Annotated in this window: 24 protein-coding genes; 11 read left to right on the forward strand and 13 right to left on the reverse strand. The window is 62.4% G+C overall.

Annotation, left to right across the window (positions count from 1 at the left end):
- Positions 1 to 45: 45 nt before the first annotated feature.
- The gene (locus Q9290_RS00410; RefSeq protein WP_306077662.1) at positions 46 to 1,917 is read left to right on the forward strand and encodes a DUF294 nucleotidyltransferase-like domain-containing protein; all 1,872 of its coding nucleotides are present in this window, start codon (positions 46 to 48) and stop codon (positions 1,915 to 1,917) included.
- 7 nt (positions 1,918 to 1,924) lie between these two features.
- Positions 1,925 to 2,656, forward strand: a complete 732-nt coding sequence (locus tag Q9290_RS00415; protein WP_306077663.1) for a 3'-5' exonuclease — start codon at positions 1,925 to 1,927, stop codon at positions 2,654 to 2,656.
- Between the two features lie 4 nt (positions 2,657 to 2,660).
- On the opposite strand, the gene Q9290_RS00420 is transcribed toward Q9290_RS00415, so the two are convergent.
- The gene (locus tag Q9290_RS00420; RefSeq protein WP_306077664.1) at positions 2,661 to 3,278 is read right to left on the reverse strand and encodes a DUF2726 domain-containing protein; all 618 of its coding nucleotides are present in this window, start codon (positions 3,276 to 3,278) and stop codon (positions 2,661 to 2,663) included.
- A 179-nt stretch (positions 3,279 to 3,457) separates the two neighbouring features.
- On the opposite strand from Q9290_RS00420, the gene Q9290_RS00425 reads away from it, so the two are divergent.
- The 4 genes from Q9290_RS00425 to rlmM are packed head-to-tail and all read left to right on the forward strand — an operon-like array spanning position 3,458 to position 6,432.
- Complete coding sequence (locus Q9290_RS00425; protein WP_306077665.1) at positions 3,458 to 4,369, forward strand: transcriptional regulator GcvA; 912 nt, start codon at positions 3,458 to 3,460, stop codon at positions 4,367 to 4,369.
- The gene (locus Q9290_RS00430) at positions 4,366 to 4,977 is read left to right on the forward strand and encodes an alpha/beta fold hydrolase (RefSeq protein ID WP_306077666.1); all 612 of its coding nucleotides are present in this window, start codon (positions 4,366 to 4,368) and stop codon (positions 4,975 to 4,977) included. The genes Q9290_RS00425 and Q9290_RS00430 overlap by 4 nt, the downstream gene beginning before the upstream one ends.
- Entirely contained in the window at positions 4,967 to 5,344 is a 378-nt protein-coding gene (locus Q9290_RS00435) for a DUF423 domain-containing protein (protein ID WP_306077667.1), read from the forward strand. The genes Q9290_RS00430 and Q9290_RS00435 overlap by 11 nt, the downstream gene beginning before the upstream one ends.
- The gene (gene rlmM, locus Q9290_RS00440) at positions 5,341 to 6,432 is read left to right on the forward strand and encodes a 23S rRNA (cytidine(2498)-2'-O)-methyltransferase RlmM (RefSeq protein WP_306077668.1); all 1,092 of its coding nucleotides are present in this window, start codon (positions 5,341 to 5,343) and stop codon (positions 6,430 to 6,432) included. The genes Q9290_RS00435 and rlmM overlap by 4 nt, the downstream gene beginning before the upstream one ends.
- A gap of 69 nt (positions 6,433 to 6,501) precedes the next feature.
- On the opposite strand, the gene Q9290_RS00445 is transcribed toward rlmM, so the two are convergent.
- From Q9290_RS00445 to queF, 6 genes are all read right to left on the reverse strand, one after another.
- Positions 6,502 to 7,509: an isocitrate dehydrogenase gene (locus tag Q9290_RS00445; protein ID WP_306077669.1), complete on the reverse strand. Its 1,008-nt coding sequence runs from the start codon at positions 7,507 to 7,509 to the stop codon at positions 6,502 to 6,504.
- A gap of 91 nt (positions 7,510 to 7,600) precedes the next feature.
- The gene (gene xni, locus Q9290_RS00450) at positions 7,601 to 8,371 is read right to left on the reverse strand and encodes a flap endonuclease Xni (RefSeq protein ID WP_306077670.1); all 771 of its coding nucleotides are present in this window, start codon (positions 8,369 to 8,371) and stop codon (positions 7,601 to 7,603) included.
- 7 nt (positions 8,372 to 8,378) lie between these two features.
- Positions 8,379 to 9,734, reverse strand: a complete 1,356-nt coding sequence (ppnN, locus tag Q9290_RS00455) for a nucleotide 5'-monophosphate nucleosidase PpnN (RefSeq protein WP_306077671.1) — start codon at positions 9,732 to 9,734, stop codon at positions 8,379 to 8,381.
- 32 nt (positions 9,735 to 9,766) lie between these two features.
- On the reverse strand, positions 9,767 to 11,269 hold the full coding sequence (locus Q9290_RS00460) for a GGDEF domain-containing protein (RefSeq protein WP_306077672.1): 1,503 nt from the start codon (positions 11,267 to 11,269) through the stop codon (positions 9,767 to 9,769).
- Between the two features lie 39 nt (positions 11,270 to 11,308).
- The gene (locus tag Q9290_RS00465; RefSeq protein ID WP_306077673.1) at positions 11,309 to 13,549 is read right to left on the reverse strand and encodes a tetratricopeptide repeat protein; all 2,241 of its coding nucleotides are present in this window, start codon (positions 13,547 to 13,549) and stop codon (positions 11,309 to 11,311) included.
- An 84-nt stretch (positions 13,550 to 13,633) separates the two neighbouring features.
- Entirely contained in the window at positions 13,634 to 14,485 is an 852-nt protein-coding gene (gene queF, locus Q9290_RS00470) for an NADPH-dependent 7-cyano-7-deazaguanine reductase QueF (protein WP_306077674.1), read from the reverse strand.
- 118 nt (positions 14,486 to 14,603) lie between these two features.
- Between queF and Q9290_RS00475 the strand changes: the two genes are divergently transcribed.
- On the forward strand, positions 14,604 to 15,140 hold the full coding sequence (locus Q9290_RS00475; protein WP_306077675.1) for a SecY-interacting protein Syd: 537 nt from the start codon (positions 14,604 to 14,606) through the stop codon (positions 15,138 to 15,140).
- Here Q9290_RS00475 and Q9290_RS00480 read toward each other — a convergent pair.
- The 5 genes from Q9290_RS00480 to Q9290_RS00500 are packed head-to-tail and all read right to left on the reverse strand — an operon-like array spanning position 15,130 to position 17,798.
- Positions 15,130 to 15,903, reverse strand: coding sequence for a Zn-ribbon-containing protein (locus Q9290_RS00480; protein WP_306077676.1), 774 nt, complete (start codon positions 15,901 to 15,903; stop codon positions 15,130 to 15,132). The two genes, Q9290_RS00475 and Q9290_RS00480, sit on opposite strands and share 11 nt — an antisense overlap.
- Positions 15,903 to 16,184, reverse strand: coding sequence for a hypothetical protein (locus tag Q9290_RS00485; protein ID WP_306077677.1), 282 nt, complete (start codon positions 16,182 to 16,184; stop codon positions 15,903 to 15,905). The genes Q9290_RS00480 and Q9290_RS00485 overlap by 1 nt, the downstream gene beginning before the upstream one ends.
- Before the next feature lie 14 nt (positions 16,185 to 16,198).
- A complete protein-coding gene (locus Q9290_RS00490) occupies positions 16,199 to 16,426 on the reverse strand; it encodes a DUF2789 domain-containing protein (protein WP_306077678.1) in 228 nt (75 codons plus the stop codon).
- Positions 16,427 to 16,468: 42 nt separating this feature from the next.
- The gene (locus Q9290_RS00495) at positions 16,469 to 16,771 is read right to left on the reverse strand and encodes a DUF3301 domain-containing protein (RefSeq protein ID WP_306077679.1); all 303 of its coding nucleotides are present in this window, start codon (positions 16,769 to 16,771) and stop codon (positions 16,469 to 16,471) included.
- Positions 16,764 to 17,798: a DUF3549 family protein gene (locus Q9290_RS00500; RefSeq protein WP_306077680.1), complete on the reverse strand. Its 1,035-nt coding sequence runs from the start codon at positions 17,796 to 17,798 to the stop codon at positions 16,764 to 16,766. The genes Q9290_RS00495 and Q9290_RS00500 overlap by 8 nt, the downstream gene beginning before the upstream one ends.
- An 86-nt stretch (positions 17,799 to 17,884) precedes the next feature.
- Here Q9290_RS00500 and Q9290_RS00505 point away from each other — a divergent pair, with 86 nt between their 5' ends.
- The 3 genes from Q9290_RS00505 to Q9290_RS00515 are packed head-to-tail and all read left to right on the forward strand — an operon-like array spanning position 17,885 to position 19,441.
- Positions 17,885 to 18,220, forward strand: a complete 336-nt coding sequence (locus tag Q9290_RS00505; protein ID WP_306077681.1) for a YqcC family protein — start codon at positions 17,885 to 17,887, stop codon at positions 18,218 to 18,220.
- The gene (gene truC / locus Q9290_RS00510) at positions 18,217 to 18,972 is read left to right on the forward strand and encodes a tRNA pseudouridine(65) synthase TruC (RefSeq protein WP_306077682.1); all 756 of its coding nucleotides are present in this window, start codon (positions 18,217 to 18,219) and stop codon (positions 18,970 to 18,972) included. The genes Q9290_RS00505 and truC overlap by 4 nt, the downstream gene beginning before the upstream one ends.
- Before the next feature lie 28 nt (positions 18,973 to 19,000).
- Positions 19,001 to 19,441 carry a flavodoxin gene (locus tag Q9290_RS00515; RefSeq protein ID WP_306077683.1) on the forward strand — a complete coding sequence of 147 codons (441 nt, stop codon included), beginning with the start codon at positions 19,001 to 19,003 and terminating at the stop codon, positions 19,439 to 19,441.
- Between the two features lie 166 nt (positions 19,442 to 19,607).
- Here the strand turns inward: Q9290_RS00515 and Q9290_RS00520 are convergent, their stop codons facing one another.
- Positions 19,608 to 20,444: a CvfB family protein gene (locus tag Q9290_RS00520; protein ID WP_306077684.1), complete on the reverse strand. Its 837-nt coding sequence runs from the start codon at positions 20,442 to 20,444 to the stop codon at positions 19,608 to 19,610.
- 242 nt (positions 20,445 to 20,686) lie between these two features.
- Here Q9290_RS00520 and Q9290_RS00525 point away from each other — a divergent pair, with 242 nt between their 5' ends.
- Positions 20,687 to 22,576, forward strand: coding sequence for an SLC13 family permease (locus Q9290_RS00525; RefSeq protein ID WP_306077685.1), 1,890 nt, complete (start codon positions 20,687 to 20,689; stop codon positions 22,574 to 22,576).
- Position 22,577 lies beyond the last annotated feature (1 nt).

Genomic DNA, 22,577 nt, shown 5'->3' on the forward strand with positions numbered 1-22,577 from the left:
CAAGGCAGCCCAGTGCTGCCTTTTTTCGGTTTGCAGGAGAGACAAATGGAAGCCGAACAGCAGGAAATTCTGAGTTTCATGCGTCAGTGGGCCCCCTTTACGGCGTTGCCGGAGGAGGTACTGGAGCGCATCGCCACCGAGGTGGAAGTGGCCTATTACCGGGCCGGCACCATCATTCTTCAGTACGGGGATGCGGTGCACGATCTTTATCTGGTGCGCAGCGGAGCGGTGGAGCTGTACCGGCGTAACGGCGAGCTGCACAACCGACTGAGCGAAGGCAGCCTGTTTGGTCAGATGGGATTGTTGATGAACAACAAGAACCGGTTGCCGGCCACCGCGCTCGAAGACACCCTGGTCTACTGTTTGCCCGAGCCCCTGTTTAATGAACTTTATGAGCGCTTTGAGGCGTTTTCCGATTTTGTGGAAGTGGGGGAGAGCACTCGCCTGCGCCATGCCGTGTCCCGCCATCAGGGCGCCAACGAGCTGATGACCTCCGGCATTCGTGAACTGATCTCCCGGGATCCGGTGTCCATCGGCCGCTCGGCCAGCGTGTTCGATGCCGCCCGCAAAATGACCGAGGAAGGAGTGTCCTCCATTCTGGTACTCAATGAGGAGTCGGACGCCGAGCAGGAAGTGGCCGGCATCATTACCGACCGGGATCTGCGCACCCGGGTGCTGGCGGAAGAGCTTCCTTCGAGCACCTCGGTGGCGGAGGTGATGTCCACGGATCTGGTGGCCGCGGAAAGCGATCAATATGTGTTTGAGGCCATGCTGACCATGCTGCGCTACAACCTGCATCACCTGCCAGTGCTGCACCGGGGCAGGCCGGTGGGAGTGGTGGCGCTGTCGGACGTGATGCGTCATGAGTCCCGCAACAGCCTGTTTGTGGTGCGGCATATTTTTCGCGCCCACGACGCCGACGAACTGGCCACCATTGCCGACGATGCCCGGGCCTGCTTTGTACGCATGGTCAATGAAGACGCCAATTCCCACATGATTGGCTCGGCGATGGCAGTGATCGGGCGCAGCTTCAAGCAGCGGCTGCTGGAGCTGGCGGAAGAAAAGCTGGGACCGCCGCCGGTGCCTTATTGCTTTCTGGCGCTGGGCTCCATGGCCCGGGACGAACAGCTGGTGGTGACCGATCAGGACAATGCCATCATCCTCGACAACGGTTACGACCATGAGCGTCACAACGACTATTTTGCCGCCCTGGCCGAGTTTGTGTGCGATGGCCTGGCCGCCTGCGGGTACAGTTACTGCACCGGCGGCATTATGGCCAGCAACCCGGAGTGGCGCAAAACCCGGCGTGAGTGGGAGCAGTGCTTTACCGACTGGATTGAAAAGCCCAGTGCCCGCTCATTGCTCAACAGCTCGATATTTTTCGATCTCGACGGTGTCTACGGCCACCTGGAATGGGCCGAGCAGCTTAACCGGCTGATATTGCGAAAGGCCCGGCGCAGCCCGCGCTTTCTTGCCAGCATGGCCCGCAATGCCCTGTTGCGCACGCCGCCGCTCGGTTTTTTCAAGGAGTTTGTGATGGAGCAGGATGGCAAGCACAACAACTCCATCAATCTCAAACGCCGGGGCACGGCGCCGCTGGCGGATCTGGTGCGGGTGCATGCCCTGGCCACCGGCTCCAAGGCGCGCAATTCCTTTGAGCGGCTGACCGATGTGATCGACGCCGACATACTGCCCCGGGGCAGAGGGCCGGATCTGCGCGATGCCATGGAGTTTATTGCCATGGTGCGCATTCGTCATCAGGCCATGGATCTGGAAGCAGGACGGGATCCGGACAACAGTATAGAGCCGGAGAATCTGTCCGACTTTGAACGGCGCAACCTCAAGGATGCCTTTCAGATCCTGAGCCAGGCCCAGAAGTTTCTGAAATTCCGCTACCAGCCCGGACGGGCTTCCTGAGGCCGCCATGGTATACCTGAGACCTTCTGCACTGGTTGAACAGGCCCACGCACTCGACTGGCCGGCCTTGTTTGAGGAGCGGGCGCGCAGTGCCCGGGATTACCGGCTGCAGCGCTTTTACCGGGCCGGCCTGCCGGCCCCCGATACACCGCTGGCCCAGGTGCCCTTTGTGGCGATGGACTTTGAAACCACCGGGCTGGATGTAAAAAAGGACGCCATTGTCAGCATTGGTCTGGTGCCGTTCAGCCTGCAGCGCATTCGCTGCAAGGAGGCCGCTCACTGGATTGTGAATCCGCATAAGCCCATGGTGGAGGAAACCGTGGTGCTGCATCACATTACCCACTCCGAGGTAAAGGAAGCGCCGGATCTGCTGCTGGTGCTGGACGATCTGCTGGCGGCGTTGGCGGGGCGCGTGGTGGTGGTGCATTACCGGCGCATCGAGCAGGTGTTTTTTGCCGCCGCCCTCAAGGCTCGGCTCAACGAAGACATTCGCTTTCCGGTGATCGACACCATGGAGCTGGAAACCCGGTTTCACCCCCGCCGGCTGAACCTGTGGGATAGGTTACGCCGGCGCAAGCCGGCCTCCATTCGTCTGGCCAACAGCCGGGAGCGTTACCACCTGCCTTATTACGCGCCTCATCATGCCCTGACCGACGCCCTGGCCACCGCCGAGCTGCTGCAGGCTCAGGTGGCCCATCATTACACGCCGGAGACGCCCCTGAGTGAGCTGTGGCTATAGCCGGTTACAACCGAAAGCGGGGTTCGTCGCTGTCGTCGTCGGGCTCGTCGTCGGGCAGGCTCAGCACCGGCTCCTGGCGGCCGCCGGCCAGTGAGGGCGGTGGAGCCGCGGGCCGAAGCAGGGCGTTCAGCTCGTCGCGCAGCGCCTCGGGCGTGGGCCAGTCCTTGGGCGACAGGTGCACCACCGGCAGACCGGCGGTTTCTATCTGCTCCAGCAACCGGTGACGGTGGCGGCCATCGGCCTGACTCAGGCTGTCGTCCACCAGCGCCACCACCAGGCGCACCCGCAAATCCCTGGGCGAGCACAGCACGAAATCCAGCTTTTCGCCGAACAGGGCCTGCAACGCCGCCTCACGGTGGGTTTTTTTGAGGGTGGGGGCCAGCTCCAGTACTTCGTTCATCTGCACCGCAGGAAACACCCGGAGCTGGTCACCGGCGGCCTGCTCCAGCAGCTCCAGGGCGGTGGCCGCTTCGGGGCTGAACATGACCCGTTGCACATAGGCCTGGCCCGGCTTGCCGCGCCAGATCCGGCGCAGCAGGCTGAACAGGGTCAGCAGCACCAGCAGGCTGACCAGGGCGAGCATCAGCCAGTCGAGCAGGGAAACGGGCAGCCAGTCGATCATCTTGAGCAATATCCGCGAAACATGAAAAGAAGGTCAGTGTACCGAGCCGGCCCGGGAAATTGAACTGTTCAAAGTACCGTTCGGCACTCATTGTTTTGGTATCCCCCATGGCCAGCGCTGGCATGCACCGGCGCGCACCCCTATAATCCACAGCCATCGAAATGCTGACCGAGGTGTGCATGTCCCGGCGATTACCCCCGCTCAACGCGCTCAAGGCCTTTGAAGCCGCCGCCCGCAACCTGAGTTTTACCCGGGCGGCGGAAGAGCTGTTTGTCACGCAGGCGGCCATCAGCCATCAAATCAAGGGGTTGGAAGAGTTTCTGGGCATCAAGCTGTTTCGCCGGCGCAATCGCTCCCTGCTGCTGACCGAGGAAGGACAGAGCTATTTCCTGGAGATCAAGGACATTTTTACCGCCATCTCCGATGCCACCGAACGGCTGCTGGCGCGCAGCGCCAAGGGCGCGCTCACGGTGAGCCTGCAGCCGAGCTTTGCCATTCAGTGGCTGGTGCCGCGGCTGGTGCGCTTCAGCGAGGCGCATCCGGATATTGATGTGCGCATCAAGGCGGTGGACCTGGATGAAGGCTCGCTCACCGATGACGTGGACGTGGCCATTTATTACGGCCGGGGCAACTGGCCCGGTCTGCGGGCCGACAAGCTGCATGCGGAATACCTGATCCCGGTGTGCTCGCCCATGCTGTTGATGGGCACCCGGCCGCTGAAAACACCCGAAGACCTGACCCGGCATACCCTGCTGCACGATACCTCCCGGCGCGACTGGAAGGCCTGGTTCAAACAGCTCGACATTCAGGCGGCCAACGTCAACCAGGGGCCCATCTTCAGCCATTCGTCCATGGTGATCCAGGCCGCCATACACGGCCAGGGCGTGGCGCTGGGTCACAGTGTGCTGACCCAGCCCGAGCTCGACGCCGGGCGGCTGGTGTGCCCCTTTGAGCAGGTGCTGATGTCGAAAAACGCCTACTACCTGGTCAGCCATGAATCCCAGGCCGGCCTTGGCAAGATTGCCGCCTTTCGCGACTGGATGCTGGCGCTGGTCAACAAAGAAGAGAAGCAAAAGGCAGTGAACGGATGAGAATACTGAAAAACGGGCCCGATACCGCCGCCGCACGCGTGTTGCTGGCCCACGGTGCCGGTGCCGGCATGGAGCACCAGGTCATGCAGGCCCTGGCCGAGGGCCTGGCCGGCGAGGACATTCAGGTGGTGCGCTTTGAGTTTCCCTACATGCAAAAGACCCGGGCCGATGGCCGGCGCCGGCCGCCCGACCGTGAGCCGGTACTGCTGGACTGCTGGCGCAGCCTGGCGGCGGAATTTGCCCATCCCAAATTGTTTCTGGCGGGCAAGTCCATGGGCGGGCGCATGGCGTCACTGGTGGCGGACGAGCTGCAACCGGCCGGACTGATGCTGCTGGGCTTTCCCTTTTATCCGCCGGGCAAGCCCGAGCGGTTTCGCGGTCAGCACCTGGCCTCGATTGCCACGCCCACCTTGTTGCTGCAGGGGGAGCGCGACACCTTTGGCAACCGGGAAGCGGTGGCCAGCTTCGATCTGGCCGACACCGTGGACACCTGCTGGGTGACCGACGGCGATCACGGCTTCAAGCCGCGCAAGGCCTCCGGCACCACGCTGGAGCGTAACCTGGCGCAGGTGTGCCAGCGCATGAGGAACTTTATTCGTGATCATTAATCTTGCCTTTTACGGCGCGGCCTTATCTGGCCTGAGCGCCACTGCCCTGGGGGCCTATGGCGCCCACGGCCTGGCGGCGGCACCGGCGCTGGTATCGGCCTTTAATACCGGCGTGCAATACCAGTTTTTGCACGCCCTGGCGCTGCTGCTGGTGGTCGTGATGCTGAAACGGCGGGCGACCGGGTTGCTTAATGCCGCCGTTATTTTCTTTGTGCTGGGCATTGTGATGTTCAGCGGCAGTATTTATGCCCTGGTGCTGTTGGGTACCAGGGGGATTGGTTTTGTCACTCCCCTGGGGGGAGTGTGTTTTATGGCGGGCTGGCTGTGCCTGATGCTGTCCGGTCGCGCCTGGTTGAGGTCTGAATGAAACAGTTGTTGATATATTGCCGTCCCGGATTTGAAAAGGAGGCGGCCGCCGAAATTCAGGACAGGGCCGGGCAGATGGGCTGTCCGGGCTTTGCCCGCACCAGGGACGACAGCGGCTATGTGGTGTATGAGTCCTTTCAGCCGGAAGACGGCGATCTGCTGGCGCGCAAGCTGCCGTTTCGTGAGCTGATTTTTGCCCGTCAGATGCTGGTGGTCTGGGCCGAGCTCACCGATCTGCCCCTGGATGACCGCATCAGCCCCCTGGTCGAGGCCGCCGAGGGCATGCCTCTGTGCGGCGATATTCGGGTGGAAACCGCCGACACCAATGAGGGCAAGGAGCTGTCGCGCTTTTGCCGCAAGTTTACCGTGCCGGCGCGCCAGGCGTTGCGCGGCAAGGGCGTGCTGACCCGGGCCGAGGCCCGCAACCGGCCGACTCTGCACCTGTTCTTTACCGCCAACAACCGGGTAATGCTGGGCTACTCCTACTCCTATAACCAGTCGCCGTTCCACATGGGCATTCCCCGGCTGCGCTTTCCCGCCGATGCGCCGAGCCGCTCCAGCCTCAAGCTGGAAGAGGCCTTTCATGTGTTCATTCCCCGGGAAGAGTGGGATACCCGGCTTACCTCCGGCCTGCGCGGCGTGGATCTGGGCGCGGCCCCTGGCGGCTGGACCTACCAGCTGGTGGCCCGGGGCATGATGGTAGCGGCCATCGACAACGGCCCCATGGCCCAGAGCCTGATGGACACCGGTCAGGTCAAGCATTACCGGGAAGATGGCTTCAAGTGGCGACCCAGCCGCAAGAACGTCTACTGGCTGGTGTGCGACATGGTGGACAAGCCGGCCCGGGTGGTGGCGCTGATGGCCGACTGGTTGCTGGCGGAAGACTGTCAGGAGGCAATTTTCAATCTCAAGTTGCCGATGAAAAAGCGTTACGCCGAGGCGGTGCACAACCTGCAGCAACTGAAGGACAGGCTCGACGAGCTGGGCGGCTTTCAGGTGCAGGCCAAGCAGCTGTATCACGATCGGGAAGAGATCACCGTGCACGTGTGCCAGCCCCGCAAGGTGGCCAGGCTTCAGCCCAAGGCGTAAACAACGTCGGCATGACTGCATAAAAAAACGGCGCCTCAAGGCGCCGTTTTTCATTCTGCCAAATGCCGGTTACAGGTTGGCAATAATGGCGTCGGTAAATTCCGTGGTGCTGGCGTTGCCGCCCAGATCCCGGGTGACCGTCTTGCCCTCGGCAATGGTCTTGCGCACGGCATTGCGGATTTGTGCCGCCTTGTCGGCCATGCCCAGATGCTCCAGCATCTGAATGGAGGCGAGGATCACCGAGCAGGGGTTGGCGATGTTCTGGCCGGCAATGTCGGGCGCCGAGCCATGCACGGCTTCAAAAATGGCCACGTCCTTGCCGATGTTGGCGCCCGGCGCCATGCCCAGGCCACCCACCAGACCGGCACACAGATCCGAGAGAATGTCACCGAACAGGTTGGTAGTAACGATCACGTCGAACCGCTCCGGGTACATCACCAGGTTCATGCAGGCGGCATCCACGATCATCTCGTTGGTTTCGATGTCCGGGTAGCGCTGGGAGACCTCCCGTGCCACTTCCAGGAACAGCCCGGAGGTGGACTTGAGAATGTTGGCCTTGTGCACCACGGTGACCTTTTTACGGCCCTCGTTGCGCGCCAGCTCATAGGCAAAGCTGACGATGCGTTCGGCACCTTCCCGGGTGATGATGCTCATGGCTTCGGCGCTGGCGTTGTCGTCGGAGCGCTTCTGACCGGCACCGGAATACATGCCTTCGGTGTTTTCCCGAATGGTAATGATGTCGATGTTGTCGAACCGGCTTTGAGTGCCTTCAAACGACACCACCGGGCGCACGTTGGCGTAGAGGTTGAACAGCTTGCGCAAGGAGACGTTGATGGAGGTAAAGCCACCACCTACCGGCGTGGTAAGCGGTCCCTTGAGGGCGATTTTGTTCTGGGTAATAAGGTCGAGGGTAGCCTGGGGAAGAAGCTCGCCGTGGTTTTCCAGGGCCATCAGGCCGGCGTCGGCGTAGTCGTAGTGAAAGTCACAACCTGCGTGATCCATAATTCGCAGGGCGGCATCGATAATGCTGGGACCGATGCCATCACCCGGGATCACGGTAATACTGCGTTTGCTCATGGGCAGCGTCCCGTTATCAGTGGTTGGTCTATATTCTGTTTTGCCGCCACTTTATAACATTTTGTACCCATTTTGCCTATGACTCTTTGGTCTAATGGTGATATCGAAGCTGCTGCAAATTCACCCCCAGCTCAATATCATCCACCAGTTTGACCAGCTGCCGCGCCAGCAGCGCGTCATTCTGGTGCGCCTGCACGGTTTTTTGTTCTTTGGTGTCGGCGGGAGCAGTGAGCAACGTCTCCAGGTTGCCAAATTGTTGCAATAGAGCGAGAGCCCGTTTTGGGCCAATGCCGGGGACGCCCCTGATGTTGCTGCCGGAGACTCCGGTCAGGGCCCAGTAATCCACCAGCTGCGCGGGCTCAAGGCCGAACTTGTCCCGCACATGGGCCTCGTCCAGCCAGCGCTGGCCAAAGTGATCCCACAGCTGAATACGGGGCTCCAGCAACTGGCAAAAGCCCTTGTCGGTGGAGACGATAATACTGTGGCCGCCGTGCCGGGCGAGCCGGCGGGCCAGGGTGGCCACCAGATCGTCTGCTTCTTCGCTGTCCGACAGCAGGGCGTCGATGCCCTGCTGCAACAGGGCACGCTGCAATTCCCCCAGATAGGCCGCCAGCGCTTCCGGCATGGGCTGGCGGTTGGCCTTGTAGTCGGGGTGAAGGCGATGACGAAAGCCCACCGGGGCACCGTCAAATACCGCCACCACGTGGCTGGGCCTAAACCGCCCCAGTAGCTTGCCGGCGGCCTGTACCAGGGCGGCCTGAGTGGCCGCCAGTTGTGCTTCCGGTTGCTCATGCTGGCCCTGTTGCACCGCGTGCAGCCGGCGCACCAGATTCATGGCATCTAGGATCAGCAGTTGTTGCACGCGGGCCTCAGCGGTTGATGCGGTAGCAGGGCACATAGGCGGAGCCGGGCAGCTTCATGCGCTGCTGCTCCACGAACTGCCGCAGCAGCTTGTCCATCATCTTCATCAGCTTGGGCTCGCCGTTGATCAGGAAAGGCCCTTTCTTCTCGATGGCTTTCAGGCCGCTTTCCTTGACGTTGCCCGCAACGATGCCGGAAAAGGCCCGGCGCAGGTTGGCGGCCAGCTGTTGAGGCGCCTGCTCCCAGTGCAGGTTGAGATTGGCCATGCTGTCGTGATCGGGCACAAAGGGCAGCTGAAACTCGGGCTCGATCTTGAGTGACCAGTTAAAGGAATAGGCGTCACCCACCGACTTGCGGTAGTCCCGAACCAGCGGCATGGTGGTTTTCAGGCGGCGGGCCACTTCCGCCGGATCGTCGATGATGATCTCGTACAGGGCCTGGGCGTCCGGCCCCAGGGTATTGCCGATAAACTCGTCGACGCTGCGGAAATAGTTGGCGCTCTCTTTGGGCCCGGTCAGAATGATGGGCAGCGGCTGATTGCGGTTTTCCGGGTGCATCATGATGCCCAGAATGTAGAGAATTTCTTCCGCGGTGCCCACGCCGCCGGGAAACACGATAATGCCGTGGCCCAGGCGCACAAAGGCCTCCAGGCGCTTCTCGATGTCCGGTAGGATCACCAGCTCGTTGACGATGGGGTTGGGCGGCTCGGCGGCGATAATGGAAGGTTCGGTCAGGCCCACGTAGCGGCTGCCGGTGATCCGCTGCTTGGCGTGGCCCACGGCGGCGCCCTTCATGGGCCCTTCCATGGCGCCCGGACCGCAGCCGGTGCAGATGTTGAGCTCGCGCAGACCCAGCTCGTTGCCCACTTCCCGCGTGTACTGGTATTCCGCCGGGCTGATGGAATGACCGCCCCAGCAGACCACCAGGTTGGGATCGGAGCCCGGGTTGATGGCCCGGGCATGGCGCAGAATGGAAAACACCAGATCGGTCACATGGGTGGAGTCGGTCAGGTTCAGCTGAGGGTTGGCCTGCAGGTGGCTGTTCACGTAAATAATGTCGCGCAGCACCGAGAACAGATGATCCTGAATGCTGCGAATGATTTCGCCGTCCACAAAGGCATGCTCGGGCGGATTGAACAGTTCCAGCTTGATGCCCCGCTCCCGGCGAATGACGTTAATCTCGAAATCCTTGTAGCGTTCCAGAATTTCCTTGGAGCTGTCGGTTTTGCTGCCGGAGTTGAGTACTGCCAGGGCGCAGTTGCGAAACAGCTGGTACTGGCTGCCCGAGGCCGACTGTTTGAGGCGATCCACCTCGATTTGGGACAGCAGGTTCATGCTGCCAACCGGATTGATATGGGTGATCATGTTTTATCCCTAGATATTTGTTGTGGCAGGGCTCAGAGAATGACGAGCTGATTGCGCCCTGCATTTTTTGCCCGGTACAGGGCCTGGTCGGCGCGCTCCAGGGCGGAGGTGACGGTGTCCCCGTTCTTGAGCAGGGTGGCCCCCATGGAGACGGTGATGGTCACGCGCTCCTGTTTGAAACGAAACGGAATCGCTTCTATTTGCTGGCGCAGTTGCTGCAGCGGCCGGTGCAGCAGTGCCGGATCCACATTCAGCATCAGCACCACGAATTCCTCGCCGCCAAAGCGGGCCACAAAGTCGCTTTCCCGCAGGCCCTGGCGCAGGGTGCGGGCAATCAGCCGCAGGGCCTTGTCGCCGGCCAGGTGGCCAAACTTGTCGTTGATGTTCTTGAAGTGATCGATGTCGAGCAGGGTAATGCACAGGGGCTGCCGAGTACGCTGCCAGCGGCGAAACTCGGTTTTCAGCCGTTCATTGAGGGCGGTGCGGTTGTAAATCTGGGTCAGGTTGTCGATCAGCAGTTTTTCATTCTGGCTGGTCAGACGCTGTTGGTAGTCATGGGCTTCCTTTTGCAGACTGTTCACCTGGCCTTCCAGGCTTTGCAGCCGTGCCAGCAGGGAGGCTTCCCGCTGTTGCAGGTGCGCCTGGCGGGTCAAAAGTGTGGTGACGCGCTGTTCGATTTCCCGCGTCAGCCGGGTCTGCTCCTGGCTGGCCAGGTGGGCGCCGATGGCTTTCAGTTCGCCGGTCAGATCGGCATCGCTGGCCTGACGGTCACTGATCAGGGCCTGGCCTTCACGAACGGAGTGGGCGCACTGGCCCTGCATGCCTTCCAGCCCCTCGTTCAGGCGGGTCAGAAAGCGGGTGGAGTGCTGGCGCTCGGTGCGGCTGCCCTGGATCACCAGTTCAATCAGGCGCAGGCACAGTGGCGGCAGCGCCGTGGTGTCGTTGTGCTGTAACAGCTGTTGCTGAATGCCACCGATTTCCCGGCCCACCTCGCCGCCGTAGTCGAGTTCGTCGATCAGCTGCAGCAGCCGCTGGCACAGTTCGCGCTGTTCCAGCTGGCCTTGCTGCTGCCGAGTGGAACACTGGCCGATGGCCTGCTGATAGCATTCCAGCAGCGGCCACAGGTAATAAAGAAAGTGGCCGGGAGCTTCCAGATCGTGCAGCAGGGCGGGCAGCTGGGGCGGGGCAAAGGGCGACTCCTGCAGATCCCGCGCCGCCTGCAACAGTTGTTCGCCCCCCTGTTGTTGCTGGCGCTCGGCCTGTTCCCGGCATAGTTGCAGCTGGCTCATCAGGGGATGCAGCCGGTCGGTGAGGGCTGACAGATCGGGGAGCGTCTGCTCGCCGGCCGGGGCAGAGGCCGCGCTCTGGCTGCTGAACAGTTTTTGCCATTGTACCAACAGGCCGCGGCCGTCTTCCTGCTCCGGCAGCACCGCGTCCGTGGTGGCCGTCCGGGGCAGGGTGTCCAGCAGGGTTTGCAGCTCGGTGATGACGGATGTCAGGTCCTTTAACATCATGGAGTCATTGTGATTGTTCATTATTCACCATTGCCCTGAGCGGCATTGTCATTGTTAACATCATGGTAACGCCGGAAGCAGCGCTTGCCAGTCAATTTGTTGTTTTTTGTGGGAGCTGTTTACCTTGACCAGCCCCTTCATAATACCCTGAATGCAGCAGGTGCGAATATCCCCGGTAAAAAAGGCCGCCTGCTGGCAATCCACCGCCAGCAGTTCCACCCAGGCGGATTCACCGGTGATTTCCGCCAGCTGATGGGCGGCGGCCATGGCCAGGTAGAGAATGTCGCCCAGGCGCATGTCGTCGAGCACACGGGGCGACTTGGGCAGAAACGGATGGCCAATAATGCCGGTGATCAGCCGCCGGTCCAGTTCGAACTGACAGGGAAACTCCGCAAACATGCGTTCCAGTGCGTCCAGGGTTTGCTGCAGCTCGGCCACTTCCTTCTGGGGAATGGCGTAAATAAACTGACCGTCGCGCAAATCGTAGAGCCGTGCCCTGGGATGAATGCGCCCGCGCAGGTATTCGCCGAGCTGACGCTGTATGTCGGTGGCGTGGCCCAGCCCGACCCGCTCGCGCAGGTTGGCCATAAAGGGCACCTGCAGCAGCAGATAATAGATTTTGTCGTCAAAGGGACGGACCTGCTCTTCGCTCAGATACCACTGCTCCGAGCGTTGCTGCTGCCGGGCCATTTCCTGGGGCAGGCGCTGCATCAGCTGGCGCCAGTTGGGCAGGCCGGTGATGGGCTCGATCAACAGCGCCTGCTGCAGCTCCTGATTATGCTTTTGCAGCCGTCGGTTGCGCACATGGTTGCGCAGCAGGCCGTACAGCAGCAGCGGCGACAGCAGGCTGAGGCCGGCGGCGAGCAGGGCAAACTGCTCCCGATCCTGCAGCAGTCGCTCACTGCGGCGGTTGAGCTCGGTCAGCTCCCGCTCCTGTTGCAATTGCTGCTCGTTGTCCTGTACCAGGCTCTGGGTCAGCAGGCGATTGACCGTGGTGGCCCGCTTGAAATAGGCGTGCAGGGCCTTCTGGTGTACCAGCGCCTCGCCCATATTGCCGCTTTGCTCAAACAGCTCGGCCAGCAGCCGGTGGCTTTCAATCAGCCGCAGCACATCATCCAGCTGCTCGGCCAGGGTCAGCGCCCGCTCCAGCCTGAGCAGGGCCAGGCCATATTCGCCCTGGGACAGGTGCAGCCTGCCCAGTTGTACCAGGGCATCGATCTGGCGTGGCCCGTCCTGGTTGCGCTCAAAGCCGGTGCGGGCCATGCCGAGGTAATGCAGGGCTTCATCCGCGCTGTTCAGCCGGGCATAGGACTGACCGATCTCCAGATAAAGCTGGTACATGATGTTGGCATCGCCCTGAATACGGACCAGATCCAGGGCGTTGAAGAAGTAAACCAGCGCCAGGTTGGCATCGTCGCCGCTGCGGGTGACCCGGCCGAGGTTTATCAGCGAGCTGATCAGCAGCGGATTGTTGCCCAGCAGCTCAAACTCGGTGGTGGACTGGTTGGCGTACTGCACGGCCTTGTCGTTTTGTCCCAGCGCAGCATAGATGGCGGCGGCCTTTTTGGCGGCCAGCGCCTTGACATAGAACTGACGGCGATCGCCGAGGGAGTCGAGGGTTTCCAGAAAGTGGGACAGGGCCAGCTCGTCCTGCTGCAGTTGCAGGTAGTATTCCCCCAGCAAAAAGTTGGCCCAGGCCTGGCGCGGGGTGTCGTCCTGCTGCAGGGCCTGCAGCCGCACCTGCTCAAAGGTCTGGCGGGCGTCGTCAAAACGATGCTTGTGCAGCAGCACCGAGGCCTGCAGCAGTTGCAGATCCCCTCTCAGGCCCGAGTCGGAGGGCAGGTGCAGCCCGGCGGCCTCATCGAGCTGGGCCTGGGCCTGATCCGGCTGCTGGCGCGCCAGGGCCAGCTTGGCCTTGATCAGCAGGCTGATGGCCAGGGCCTCCTGCTGGTCATACTCGCGGGCCAGGGCGATGGCCCGGTTGATGCTGGCGTCCGCCGGCAGCAGCAGGCCGTCGTTGGCCTGACACAGGGCCTGCAATTGCCAGGCGGTAAAGGTCTGGCCACGGGTGCGATAACGCTTGGCCTGTTGCAGCTGATCCGGCTCCTGACGGGAATTGAACACCGAGGCGGGCCTGGCTTCCTTGCGCTGCAGAAAATAGTGGGTCAGGGCCACGCATTCGTCCGGCCGGCTCAGCATAAGCCGACGGGCCCGCTGCAGCTCGGCGGGCTCCGGTTGGTAGGATGACAGTGGCGGGGCGCCCGCCAGATGCGACACCAGTACGGCGACAGACAGAATCACAATAATCGATACCGAAAAAACCGAGCCAGTAGCGCAGTTTACGGAGCCCGCCGGCCCGCGTCCAGCCCGGCGGGCTAAGGCGGGTTACTGGCGTTGCAGACGCACGTTGGCCGCCTTGCCGGCGACATTGCTGCGGTAGGGATTGATGTCGAGACCGCCGCGACGGGTATAGCGGGCATACACGGTCAGCTCTCTGGGCTGGCAGTGCTGCATCAGATCCATAAAGATGCGCTCCACGCACTGCTCGTGAAACTCGTTGTGCTGACGAAAGCCCACCAGATAGCGCAGCAGGGCATCCTGCCGAATACGCGGCCCCTGATAGCGGATCATGATGCTGCCCCAGTCGGGCTGGCCGGTGACCAGGCAGTTGGACTTGAGCAGGTGGGAATGCAGGGTTTCGCTCACTTCTTCCGCCTCGGTGGCGTGGGCCAGCAGGGCGGGATCGGGCTGGTAACGGTCGATGTCGATGTCCAGCTGGTCGATGCAGTGGCCGGGCAGGCGGCCAAACTGGGCCGGCGCGTACTGCAGCTCATAGAGCTTGACCGTGACCGGCCCCTCGGCACAGGCGGACAGATCCCGGGTTAGGGTTTCCTCTACCGCGGCCAGGCTTTCAAAGCGGCTCTGGTTATAGCTGTTCAGATACAGCTTGAAGGATTTGGACTCAATCAGATTGACGCTGGTGGCGGGCACCCGCACCTCGCCCATGGCCACCATGGGCTTGCCCCTGGCGTTGAGCCAGGACAGTTCGTAAAGGTTCCACAGATCTTCACCGGAAAAGGGCAGGGCATCGGCCTTGAGTTCCAGATCGTCCCGGTTCAGACTGCGCGGCACCGCCTGCAACTGGCCGGGGTCATACTCGCTGACATAGCTGCTGGCCTTGCCCAGTTGCAGTTCGGCAAGGGACGGGCTCTGTTGGTATTTCTGCTCTGGTGTCATTTGAAATTCCGGTTGCTAGAATAACGCCGTTAACGGTGCTGTGGCCCCAAGGCCGTGCCGTACACCTGTGCGCTCATTATGTTGTACACATTTTTACCGTTTATTGTGAGACTTTGTCATGCAGAATCAAGTGGTGACGGCCCTGGCCGACCTGTTCGACCGTTACCGTCGTCTCTATGGTCAGCCTCTGGCCGAACAGGACCCCGCCGAGCCATCGCCCGCCGAGCTGCCACCGGCCCATCACGGCCGGGTGGGCTGGCGGCCGGTTGAGCGTGACGAGCCGGGCAACTTTGATAACCTGGCCCAGGCCCTGAACATGCCGGTGCATCCGTCGCTGGCGGCCTTGTTCGGGCATTATTACGCCGGACATTTACCCCTGTGTTACAAGGGCCTCTTTGTTACCCTGTTGCAGCCCTGGCACCACACTGATTTCGAGCGCCTGCAGCAGAACCAGATTGGCCACCAGCTGATGCAGCGCAAGCTCGGCCTGCCGGCCACCTGGTTTATTGCCACCTGCCGCGATGAACACCGGCTGGTGACCCTCGAAAACGCCAGCGGCGCCGTCTTGCTGGAACGCCTCGGTCAGGGCGCCATCGGCACCCTGGCACCGGATCTGGCCAGCTTTCTGCGCCGGGCCGAGCCGGTCAGCTCTTGAAGTCCCAGGACAGGTTGGACACCAGCCGGCAAGGCTCGCAGAAAAAGTCAAAAATATCGTGCAGCGGCGCGTCCAGCCGCCAGTCACCGCCGCAGCCAGGGCAGGGGCGGGCCTGCTCGGCGGCCAGGCTGTCGCCGCCCACCCGGTACAGATAGTAGAAGGTGGGGATTTGGGTCAGAAACTCGATGCGCTTGGCCAGATCTCGGCCCCGGCGGCTGAGCAGGCTGGTGGTTGAGGAGATTTCCTGTACCGCACCGTGTTCCAGAATGGAGCCGTTCATCTGCAACTGATCACAGGCTTCCCAGTCTTCCTGCCATTTCAGAACCTGCTTGAAATCGCCGTTGGCCACCGCCGGAAGCCGGTACAGCGGAATGGGCGCGAAGTGCTCGCCGCAGCGCAGCGGTGAGCAGGTGTGCAGGTAGCTGGTATAGAGCACCTGCCAGGCGGGAGTATGGGGCTCATCGGTGGTGTCGGAGTTGAGATCCGGGCCGCGCGGTGTCACCTTGGGGCTGGTGAGGCCGGCCTGATGCAGCCGCTCCACCGCGATCTCCACCTGCCGGCTGTGATGATGCGGGTGCAGGCTGTCCTGCTCCGGACACACCACCCGGCTGGTCAGCCAGCCCTGATGAATGACGGTGGGAAACTCCCGGCCGATGATCTGGCCGTTATAGCGCAGGGCGTCAAGCAGCTGGCGTATCGCCGACTCGGCCTCGGCCAGGGCAGTGTCCTGGTAGCAGTCAAATTGCAGTTCACAAACCCACATCAGGCGGCTGGCTCCTCGAGGCGGGCCAGCCGGGCTTCCAGCAGGCGTACTTTTTCTTCCAGCGCCGCCAGGCGCTCGTCCTGATCCGCTGTTGTTGCGGGCGTAGCCGGTGCCGCGGTGATCTTTGGCAGCGACTCGGGAGCCTGGCGGTGACGGTTAATCAGGCTGATCAGTTCGGCCATGTTGACCGGGCCCGATAACCGGGCCCGTACCGTGGCGGTGGTGATCGCCTTGCCCTCGGCGGCAAGGCGGTGAATGGTATCAATGATCTCTCGGGACATGGGGTCTCCGTGGGTTATCTCAGGCTGGCGTTGAGCTGGTCGATGATCTCGGCCCAGTCCGAATCTTCCTGCAGCCCTTCCTTTAAAAAACCGGCCTGGGCCGGGCTCCAGAAGGGGGCTTCGACCAGCTCCACGTCCGGCGGCAGTTGGTGGTTGTGCAGAAAGTGCTCTATGCCCTGATTGGTGGCATCCAGCCCCAGTTGTTCAAACAGCTCGCTGAACGGATGAACGATATGTTCCATGTTGACCTCCGGTTGCAGTGAAAAAGAACAGTCAGATCTGAGTTACAGCATAGGTGATGGCGGTTCCCGCAGCACAGGTACCGACACTTCCACCACGCGCAGGCCACTTAGCCAGAGATCGCCTTCGTTGCGTTGCAGGCCGTCGTGGCTGAACTCAAAGCGAAAATGGGCAAGCCACCGGCCCTTGCGCAGGCAAAAGCGATAGCGGTAAACGCTGAGCAGCTGAAACTGCTGGCGCTTGCAGTACTGCACCAGCCAGCGGTTGGCGAACTCGCTCTGGCGGCGCAGCTGCCAGACACCGGCCCCCAGCAGGGCCAGCGCCAGCAGGCCGAGCAGCTCAGCCACGGGCGGTGGCGAACAGACCGCCCAGGGCCTGTTTCAGGGCGGCGGGCAGCTCGGGGTTGTGCAGGTTGGCCAGGATCAGCGGCCGCAGCGCCGGCACCGACACCAGCTCGGCAAAGAGGCCGTTGAACAGCTCGCCATGGTGTTCTGCCAGCAACGTCAGGTATTGCAGCAGCAGGGCCTCGTCGGTCAGCTCCTGCCACAGCCGGGCGGCCAGGGTCAGCAACAGGGTTTGACTCGGGTTCAGCGTCAGCAGGGTGGCGAGCTTGGTGCTGCGCTCGCGAAAGGGGGCGCAGCCGGCGGTGGCGCGCAGCAGCAGGCCAATGCGCTCCTGATCGGGCTCGGCCCGCTCCAGCTCGCCGTTGATGGCTTCAATCATGACGCTGGCCAGGGGGGCCGGCAGCGGATGATGCTCGCACTGGGCCAGCAGCGCCTGCTGGACCGGTGCCGGCAGTTGCCACAGTCGCTGTTGTACCCGCTTGGCAAGGGCGGCATCGGTGTGCAGCCGGGCGGCCACGTCCGCCAGTCCCTGAAGGCCCAGCTGTTGCCAGTCGTGAGCATCGGGATCGTTCAGGTAGTCGAGCGCGCCCCGGTAATAGGCGGACGGCGCATGGCCCAGTGTCAGGCTTAGGCGGGCGTGAAAGGCGGCCAGCTTGTCCTGGGCGGGCTGAAAGGTAAAGGGCGTCTCCGCCAGCTGATGTTGCTGCTCGTCGGTCAGCGGGGCGTGAATATCGCCGCCGAGCTGTTCCACCAGCGCCGACAGAAAATGTTTCACCGCGGCGTTGTTAAACAGGCCGCGCTCGTCCAGAGGGATTTTGAGAAACCACACATAGGGCTGCCCACCGCTTTGCTGCCAGTAGCATACCGCCAGCCAGGCGTGGCGCTGCAACGGCCAGGGGTAGGGGCGTTGCCCGGCCTCGATGGCGACAAAGTCGTCCTGCTCAAGGGGCTGCAAGCGCCGGCCCAGATCGAACAGGCGAAAGTCGGTCCCGGCCTGGGTCAAAAATTCGCTGAGAGTGTCTATTTGCATCGGCTCCTCCTGTCTTGAGGGCGAATTATAGGGAGTCGGGAGCCGGGATGGTATAGTAACGGGCTGTTTTACCCGGAGTTTGCTTAATGTCCGCCGATATTCAACGCCTGCTGCTCGACATAGAACGGGAGCTGACCGCCCTGGGCTGGTGGCAGGAGACGCCGCCATCTGCCGAGGCGTTGGCCAGTACCCAGCCCTTTTGCATCGACACCCTGAGCCTGGCCCAGTGGCTGCAGTTCATATTGCTGCCGCGCCTGCGGGCCATGTTGACGGCGGGCACCCCCTTGCCGAGCCGCATTGCCGTGTATCCCGTGGCGGTGGAGAGCTTCAGGAGGGAGAGTGGCGACCCGGGTGCGCTGCTTGAAGCCATTGCTTGCCTGGATGAAGCCCTGAGCGGTCAGCCGGTGGTGCGCGAAGCATGAGCATCGAACTGGTGTATGAAGATGACTGGCTGGTAGCGGTGAACAAGGAGCCCGGCCTGCTGGTGCACCGCAGCTGGCTGGACCGTCATGAAACCCGCTTTGCCATGCAGCTGACCCGGGATGCCGTGGGTTGCCATGTGTTTCCGGTGCACCGGCTCGACCGGCCCACCTCCGGCCTGTTGCTGTTTGCCAAAAATGCCGAGGTGGCCCGCACCCTGACCGAAGCCTTTGGCGAGCGGCGGGTGAACAAAACCTATCTGGCGCTGGTGCGGGGCTATCTGGAGGGCGAAGGCCGGCTCGACTATGCCCTGAGCCGGGAGCTGGATGACATTGCCGACAAGTTTGCCGACACCGACAAGCCGGCCCAGGACGCCATCACCCGCTGGCAGGGGCTGGACCGGGTGGAGCTGCCCGTGGCGGTGTCCAAACAGCACGCCACCAGCCGTTACAGCCTGGTGCAGCTCAGTCCGGAAACCGGCCGCAAGCACCAGCTGCGCCGGCACATGGCCCATCTGCGCCATCCCATCGTCGGCGATACCAGTCACGGCGATGGCCGCCATAATCGCTTTTTTCGTGAAGCATACCAGTGCGACCGGCTGATGCTGCATGCCGCCCGGCTGAGCCTGAGTCACCCGGTGACCGGCGAGTCGCTGACCCTCAGCGCCCCGGTGGACGCGCACTGGCACCGGCTGGCCGAGGCCTTTGGCTGGCATCGAGCCCTGGCCTCGGCCATGGCGGACGGGGTAGAGTAGGACTTTAACGACACCAAGGAGAGCATGAATGGCGACAGTGGATATTATTATCGGCACCGTGTACGGCTCGGCGGTGCTGGTGGCGGAAACCCTGGAAGAAGCGCTGGTGAAGGCGGGCCACAGCGTGACCCTGCATGAGGACGCGGAGCTGGATGAGCTGGACCAATCCCACTTCTGGCTGTTTGTGACCTCGACCACCGGACAGGGAGACATTCCGCCTAACCTGGTGTCGCTGGTCGAGGCACTGCGGGAAACCTGCCCGCCGATCCCAGAGGTGCGTTACGCCCTGGTGGCCCTGGGCGACAGCAGTTACGACGACTTCTGCGGCGCCGGCCGCCAGCTCGATGAGCAGTTGCAGGAACTGCAGGCGCAATCCGTGACCGCACGCCTGCAGGTGGATGCCACCGAGACCCTGGAGCCGGAAGTGCCCGCCCTTGAATGGCTCAAGGGCTGGATTGAGAAAATTTAAACCCTAATCCGTCATGCCCGCGAAGGCGGGCATCTAGGGGCGGAATGCACAAGTTGTCATCTCGTTCCCACGCTCTGCGTGGGTATGCATACCAGAGCTGTGCCAGAATACGATATACACTCCCACGCAGAAGCGTGGGAGCGAGAAACATCTTACCTCTAGTTCCTTACTCCTCACCTTTCAGCCGAATGCCGTCCGCTTCAATCACGATCCTGCCCTGCTTGTAGAGACCACCGATGGCCTTCTTGAAGGTACCCTTGCTGATGCCAAACTGGCGATAAATGGTGTCGGGGTCCGTCTTGTCGCTCACCGGCAGACTGCCGCCGGCGGCGGCCAGCCGGGACAGTACCTTTTCTGCCGCCTCGTCGGTCTTGCCCGGACCGGGCTTGAACAGGGTCAGATCCAGCTTGCCGTCCTCCCGCACCTGCTTGATGTAACCGCGCAGGCTTTTGCCCATGGGCAGGCGCTCGGGCAGCTCCGACTTGAACAACTGGCCCCAGTGCTTTCCGTCCACCACCGCCTTCAGCCCCAGCGGGGTGCCGGCCACGATCAGCAGGTTGACTTCGTCGCCGGCGTGGTAGCGGGGCGTGTCCTTGCTGAGGAAAGGCTCCAGCTTGCTGGTGGCCACCATGCGGCCTTCGTGATCCAGATACAGGTATACCACGTAATGGCGGCCTACCTGCATGGGGCTGGCCTGGTTGCGCACCGGCACGAAGATGTCCTTTTTCATGCCCCAGTCAAGAAAGGCACCCAGGCGGTTGACCGTGACCACTCGCAGCGAGGCAAACTGGTTGACCCGGGCCTTGGGGCGGAGGGTGGTGATCACCGGCTCCAGATCGGCATCCAGATAAATGAAGGCGCCGACCTCGTCGCCGGGCTTGCAACCGGCGGGCAGCTGGCTGTTGGGCAGAAACAGCTCGCCAAAGTCGCCTCCGTCCAGCCAGCCGCCCTTGTCATCCAGCCGCAGCAGGGGCAGGGAGTTGTTGTCGCCAAGCTTGATCATGGAGTTCACCGTCATTGTCAAAAGCCATGATCTTAGCGTGCCGGCCGAGTAAAGACCATCTTTGCAAAGGGCGCGCGCAGGTGGCCCAGAAACATGGTATAAGCCTTTAAATTCAAGGGATTATCAATTAACTCTTGCCAGCATCCGGTAAAAGACTGCTACACTCGGGCAAAAGATGGACACTTTGGTGATTGTGTTCCCGCTTTTAAGCGGGCCCGCCATATCAGGAGCGAACCGCAAGCATGGATCAGGCACAGATCACCATCCTTGTTATTCTCGCCGCGACCGTGGTGATGTTCATGTGGGGGCGCTGGCGCCACGACATGGTGGCTGCCGGCGCCCTGCTGGCCTGCATTCTCACCGGCCTGGTGCCCGCCGACGTGGCCTTTGACGGCCTCGGCCACCCTGCGGTGATTACCGTGGCCTGTGTGTTGGTGCTGAGCAAGGGGCTGCAAAGCTCGGGGGCGGTGGATGTGCTGGCGCGCACCTTTTTGCCGGGGCAGTCTGGTCCGGTGCTGTCAATTGTGGCGCTCACCACCCTGGGCGCGGTGCTGTCGGCCTTTATGAACAACGTGGGCGCCCTGGCACTGCTGATGCCGGTGGCCCTGCAAATGGCCCGGCGCCAGCAATTGCCGCCGGGCAAAATGCTGATGCCGCTGGCCTTTGGCACCATACTGGGCGGCATGACCACCCTGATCGGTACGCCTCCCAACCTCATTGTTTCCGGCTTTCGCCAGGCCAGCGGCGGCGACGGCTTTGGCATGTTCGACTATACCCCGGTGGGGCTGGCGGTGGCGGCACTGGGCGTGGCCTTTGTGGCGCTGATCGGCTGGCGGCTGGTGCCCGCGCGCAAACAGTCGGGGATGGAAGGGTTTGAGTCCGGCGCCTACATCACCGAGGCCCGGGTGCCGGAAGGCAGCAAGGCCGAGGGGCTCACCCTGCGCGAGCTCGAGCTGGCACTGGTGGAAGCCGACGCCCAGGTGCTGGGGCTGGTGCGCAATTCGGTGCGGGTGATGCCGCCGAGCCCGCGCCGGCGTACCCGCGCCGGCGATATTCTGATGCTGGAAGCCGAGGCCGATACCCTGTCTCATGCGCTGTCGTCCCTCGGGCTCAAGCTCGAAGAAGCCCAGGACACCAAGGAAGAGCGACAGAAGGAAAAAGAAAAGGCCGGCAAGGAGGGGCCGGCGCGTGACGTGGCGACTGAGGCGGGCAAAGAAGAGTCGGTCAAAAAAGAGAAAAAAGAGAAGAAAGAAAAGTCCGAGGCCGACGGCTCGGAAGAAATCGTGCTGATGGAGCTGGTGATCCTGCCCAGCTCCGAGCTGCTCGGGCGCTCCGCCCGCGGCATACAACTGCGTACCCGCTATGGCGTTAACCTGCTGGCGGTCTCGCGTCAGGGCCAGCGCTCGTTCAAGCGACTGCGGGCGCTGGCGTTTCGCGCCGGCGATCTGCTGTTGATGCAGGGCTCGCCGGAGCTGATTGCCGAGTTTGCCTCCAGCACCGGCTGCGTGCCCCTGGCGGAGCGGGATCTGCGTATTCCCGACAAGAAAAAGGCGCTCACCGCCGCTGTCATCATGGCTGCCTCGGTGACCGTGGCAGCCATGGGCTGGTTGCCGGCGGCGGTGGCTTTTGCCAGCGGGGTGCTGGCGTCCATGGTGCTTCGCACCGTGCCGCCGCGCTCGGTCTACAATGCCGTGGACTGGCCGGTGGTGGTGTTGCTGGGGGCGCTGATCCCGGTGGCGGATGTGATGGAATCGAGCGGTACCGCCCGCCTGGTCGCCGGCTGGTTACTGGATGGGGTGGCCCAGGGCAGCGCCCTGGTGGCACTGGCACTGATCCTGGTGGTGACCATGACTCTGTCGGACGTGATGAACAACGCGGCCACGGCGGCGGTGATGTGTCCTATTGCGCTGGGTACCGCCAACCAGCTGGCGGTGAACCCGGATGCCTTTTTAATGGCGGTGGCCATCGGCGGCTCCTGCGCCTTTCTGACGCCCATCGGACATCAGAACAACACCCTTATTCTGGGGCCGGGTGGCTTTCGCTTTGGTGATTACTGGCGACTGGGGTTGCCGCTGGAACTGCTGGTGGTGGCGCTCAGCCTGCCCATGCTATTGTGGGTATGGCCGCTTTAAC

It is taken from the genome of Oceanimonas aquatica (assembly GCF_030732065.1).
GTDB lineage: Bacteria > Pseudomonadota > Gammaproteobacteria > Enterobacterales > Aeromonadaceae > Oceanimonas.

What these genes read in the sequence shown, in the direction of transcription:
- Q9290_RS00425 (WP_306077665.1), top strand. Translation starts at nt 3,458, where the DNA reads ATGTCCCGGCGATTACCCCCGCTCAACGCGCTCAAGGCCTTTGAAGCC.
- Q9290_RS00500 (WP_306077680.1), bottom strand. Translation starts at nt 17,798, where the DNA reads ATGCAAATAGACACTCTCAGCGAATTTTTGACCCAGGCCGGGACCGAC.
- Q9290_RS00505 (WP_306077681.1), top strand. Translation starts at nt 17,885, where the DNA reads ATGTCCGCCGATATTCAACGCCTGCTGCTCGACATAGAACGGGAGCTG.
- Q9290_RS00430 (WP_306077666.1), top strand. Translation starts at nt 4,366, where the DNA reads ATGAGAATACTGAAAAACGGGCCCGATACCGCCGCCGCACGCGTGTTG.
- Q9290_RS00515 (WP_306077683.1), top strand. Translation starts at nt 19,001, where the DNA reads ATGGCGACAGTGGATATTATTATCGGCACCGTGTACGGCTCGGCGGTG.
- Q9290_RS00415 (WP_306077663.1), top strand. Translation starts at nt 1,925, where the DNA reads ATGGTATACCTGAGACCTTCTGCACTGGTTGAACAGGCCCACGCACTC.
- truC (WP_306077682.1), top strand. Translation starts at nt 18,217, where the DNA reads ATGAGCATCGAACTGGTGTATGAAGATGACTGGCTGGTAGCGGTGAAC.
- Q9290_RS00460 (WP_306077672.1), bottom strand. Translation starts at nt 11,269, where the DNA reads ATGAACAATCACAATGACTCCATGATGTTAAAGGACCTGACATCCGTC.
- Q9290_RS00420 (WP_306077664.1), bottom strand. Translation starts at nt 3,278, where the DNA reads ATGATCGACTGGCTGCCCGTTTCCCTGCTCGACTGGCTGATGCTCGCC.
- rlmM (WP_306077668.1), top strand. Translation starts at nt 5,341, where the DNA reads ATGAAACAGTTGTTGATATATTGCCGTCCCGGATTTGAAAAGGAGGCG.
- Q9290_RS00490 (WP_306077678.1), bottom strand. Translation starts at nt 16,426, where the DNA reads ATGGAACATATCGTTCATCCGTTCAGCGAGCTGTTTGAACAACTGGGG.
- Q9290_RS00480 (WP_306077676.1), bottom strand. Translation starts at nt 15,903, where the DNA reads ATGTGGGTTTGTGAACTGCAATTTGACTGCTACCAGGACACTGCCCTG.
- queF (WP_306077674.1), bottom strand. Translation starts at nt 14,485, where the DNA reads ATGACACCAGAGCAGAAATACCAACAGAGCCCGTCCCTTGCCGAACTG.
- ppnN (WP_306077671.1), bottom strand. Translation starts at nt 9,734, where the DNA reads ATGATCACCCATATCAATCCGGTTGGCAGCATGAACCTGCTGTCCCAA.
- Q9290_RS00525 (WP_306077685.1), top strand. Translation starts at nt 20,687, where the DNA reads ATGGATCAGGCACAGATCACCATCCTTGTTATTCTCGCCGCGACCGTG.
- Q9290_RS00410 (WP_306077662.1), top strand. Translation starts at nt 46, where the DNA reads ATGGAAGCCGAACAGCAGGAAATTCTGAGTTTCATGCGTCAGTGGGCC.
- Q9290_RS00520 (WP_306077684.1), bottom strand. Translation starts at nt 20,444, where the DNA reads ATGATCAAGCTTGGCGACAACAACTCCCTGCCCCTGCTGCGGCTGGAT.
- Q9290_RS00475 (WP_306077675.1), top strand. Translation starts at nt 14,604, where the DNA reads ATGCAGAATCAAGTGGTGACGGCCCTGGCCGACCTGTTCGACCGTTAC.
- Q9290_RS00485 (WP_306077677.1), bottom strand. Translation starts at nt 16,184, where the DNA reads ATGTCCCGAGAGATCATTGATACCATTCACCGCCTTGCCGCCGAGGGC.
- Q9290_RS00445 (WP_306077669.1), bottom strand. Translation starts at nt 7,509, where the DNA reads ATGAGCAAACGCAGTATTACCGTGATCCCGGGTGATGGCATCGGTCCC.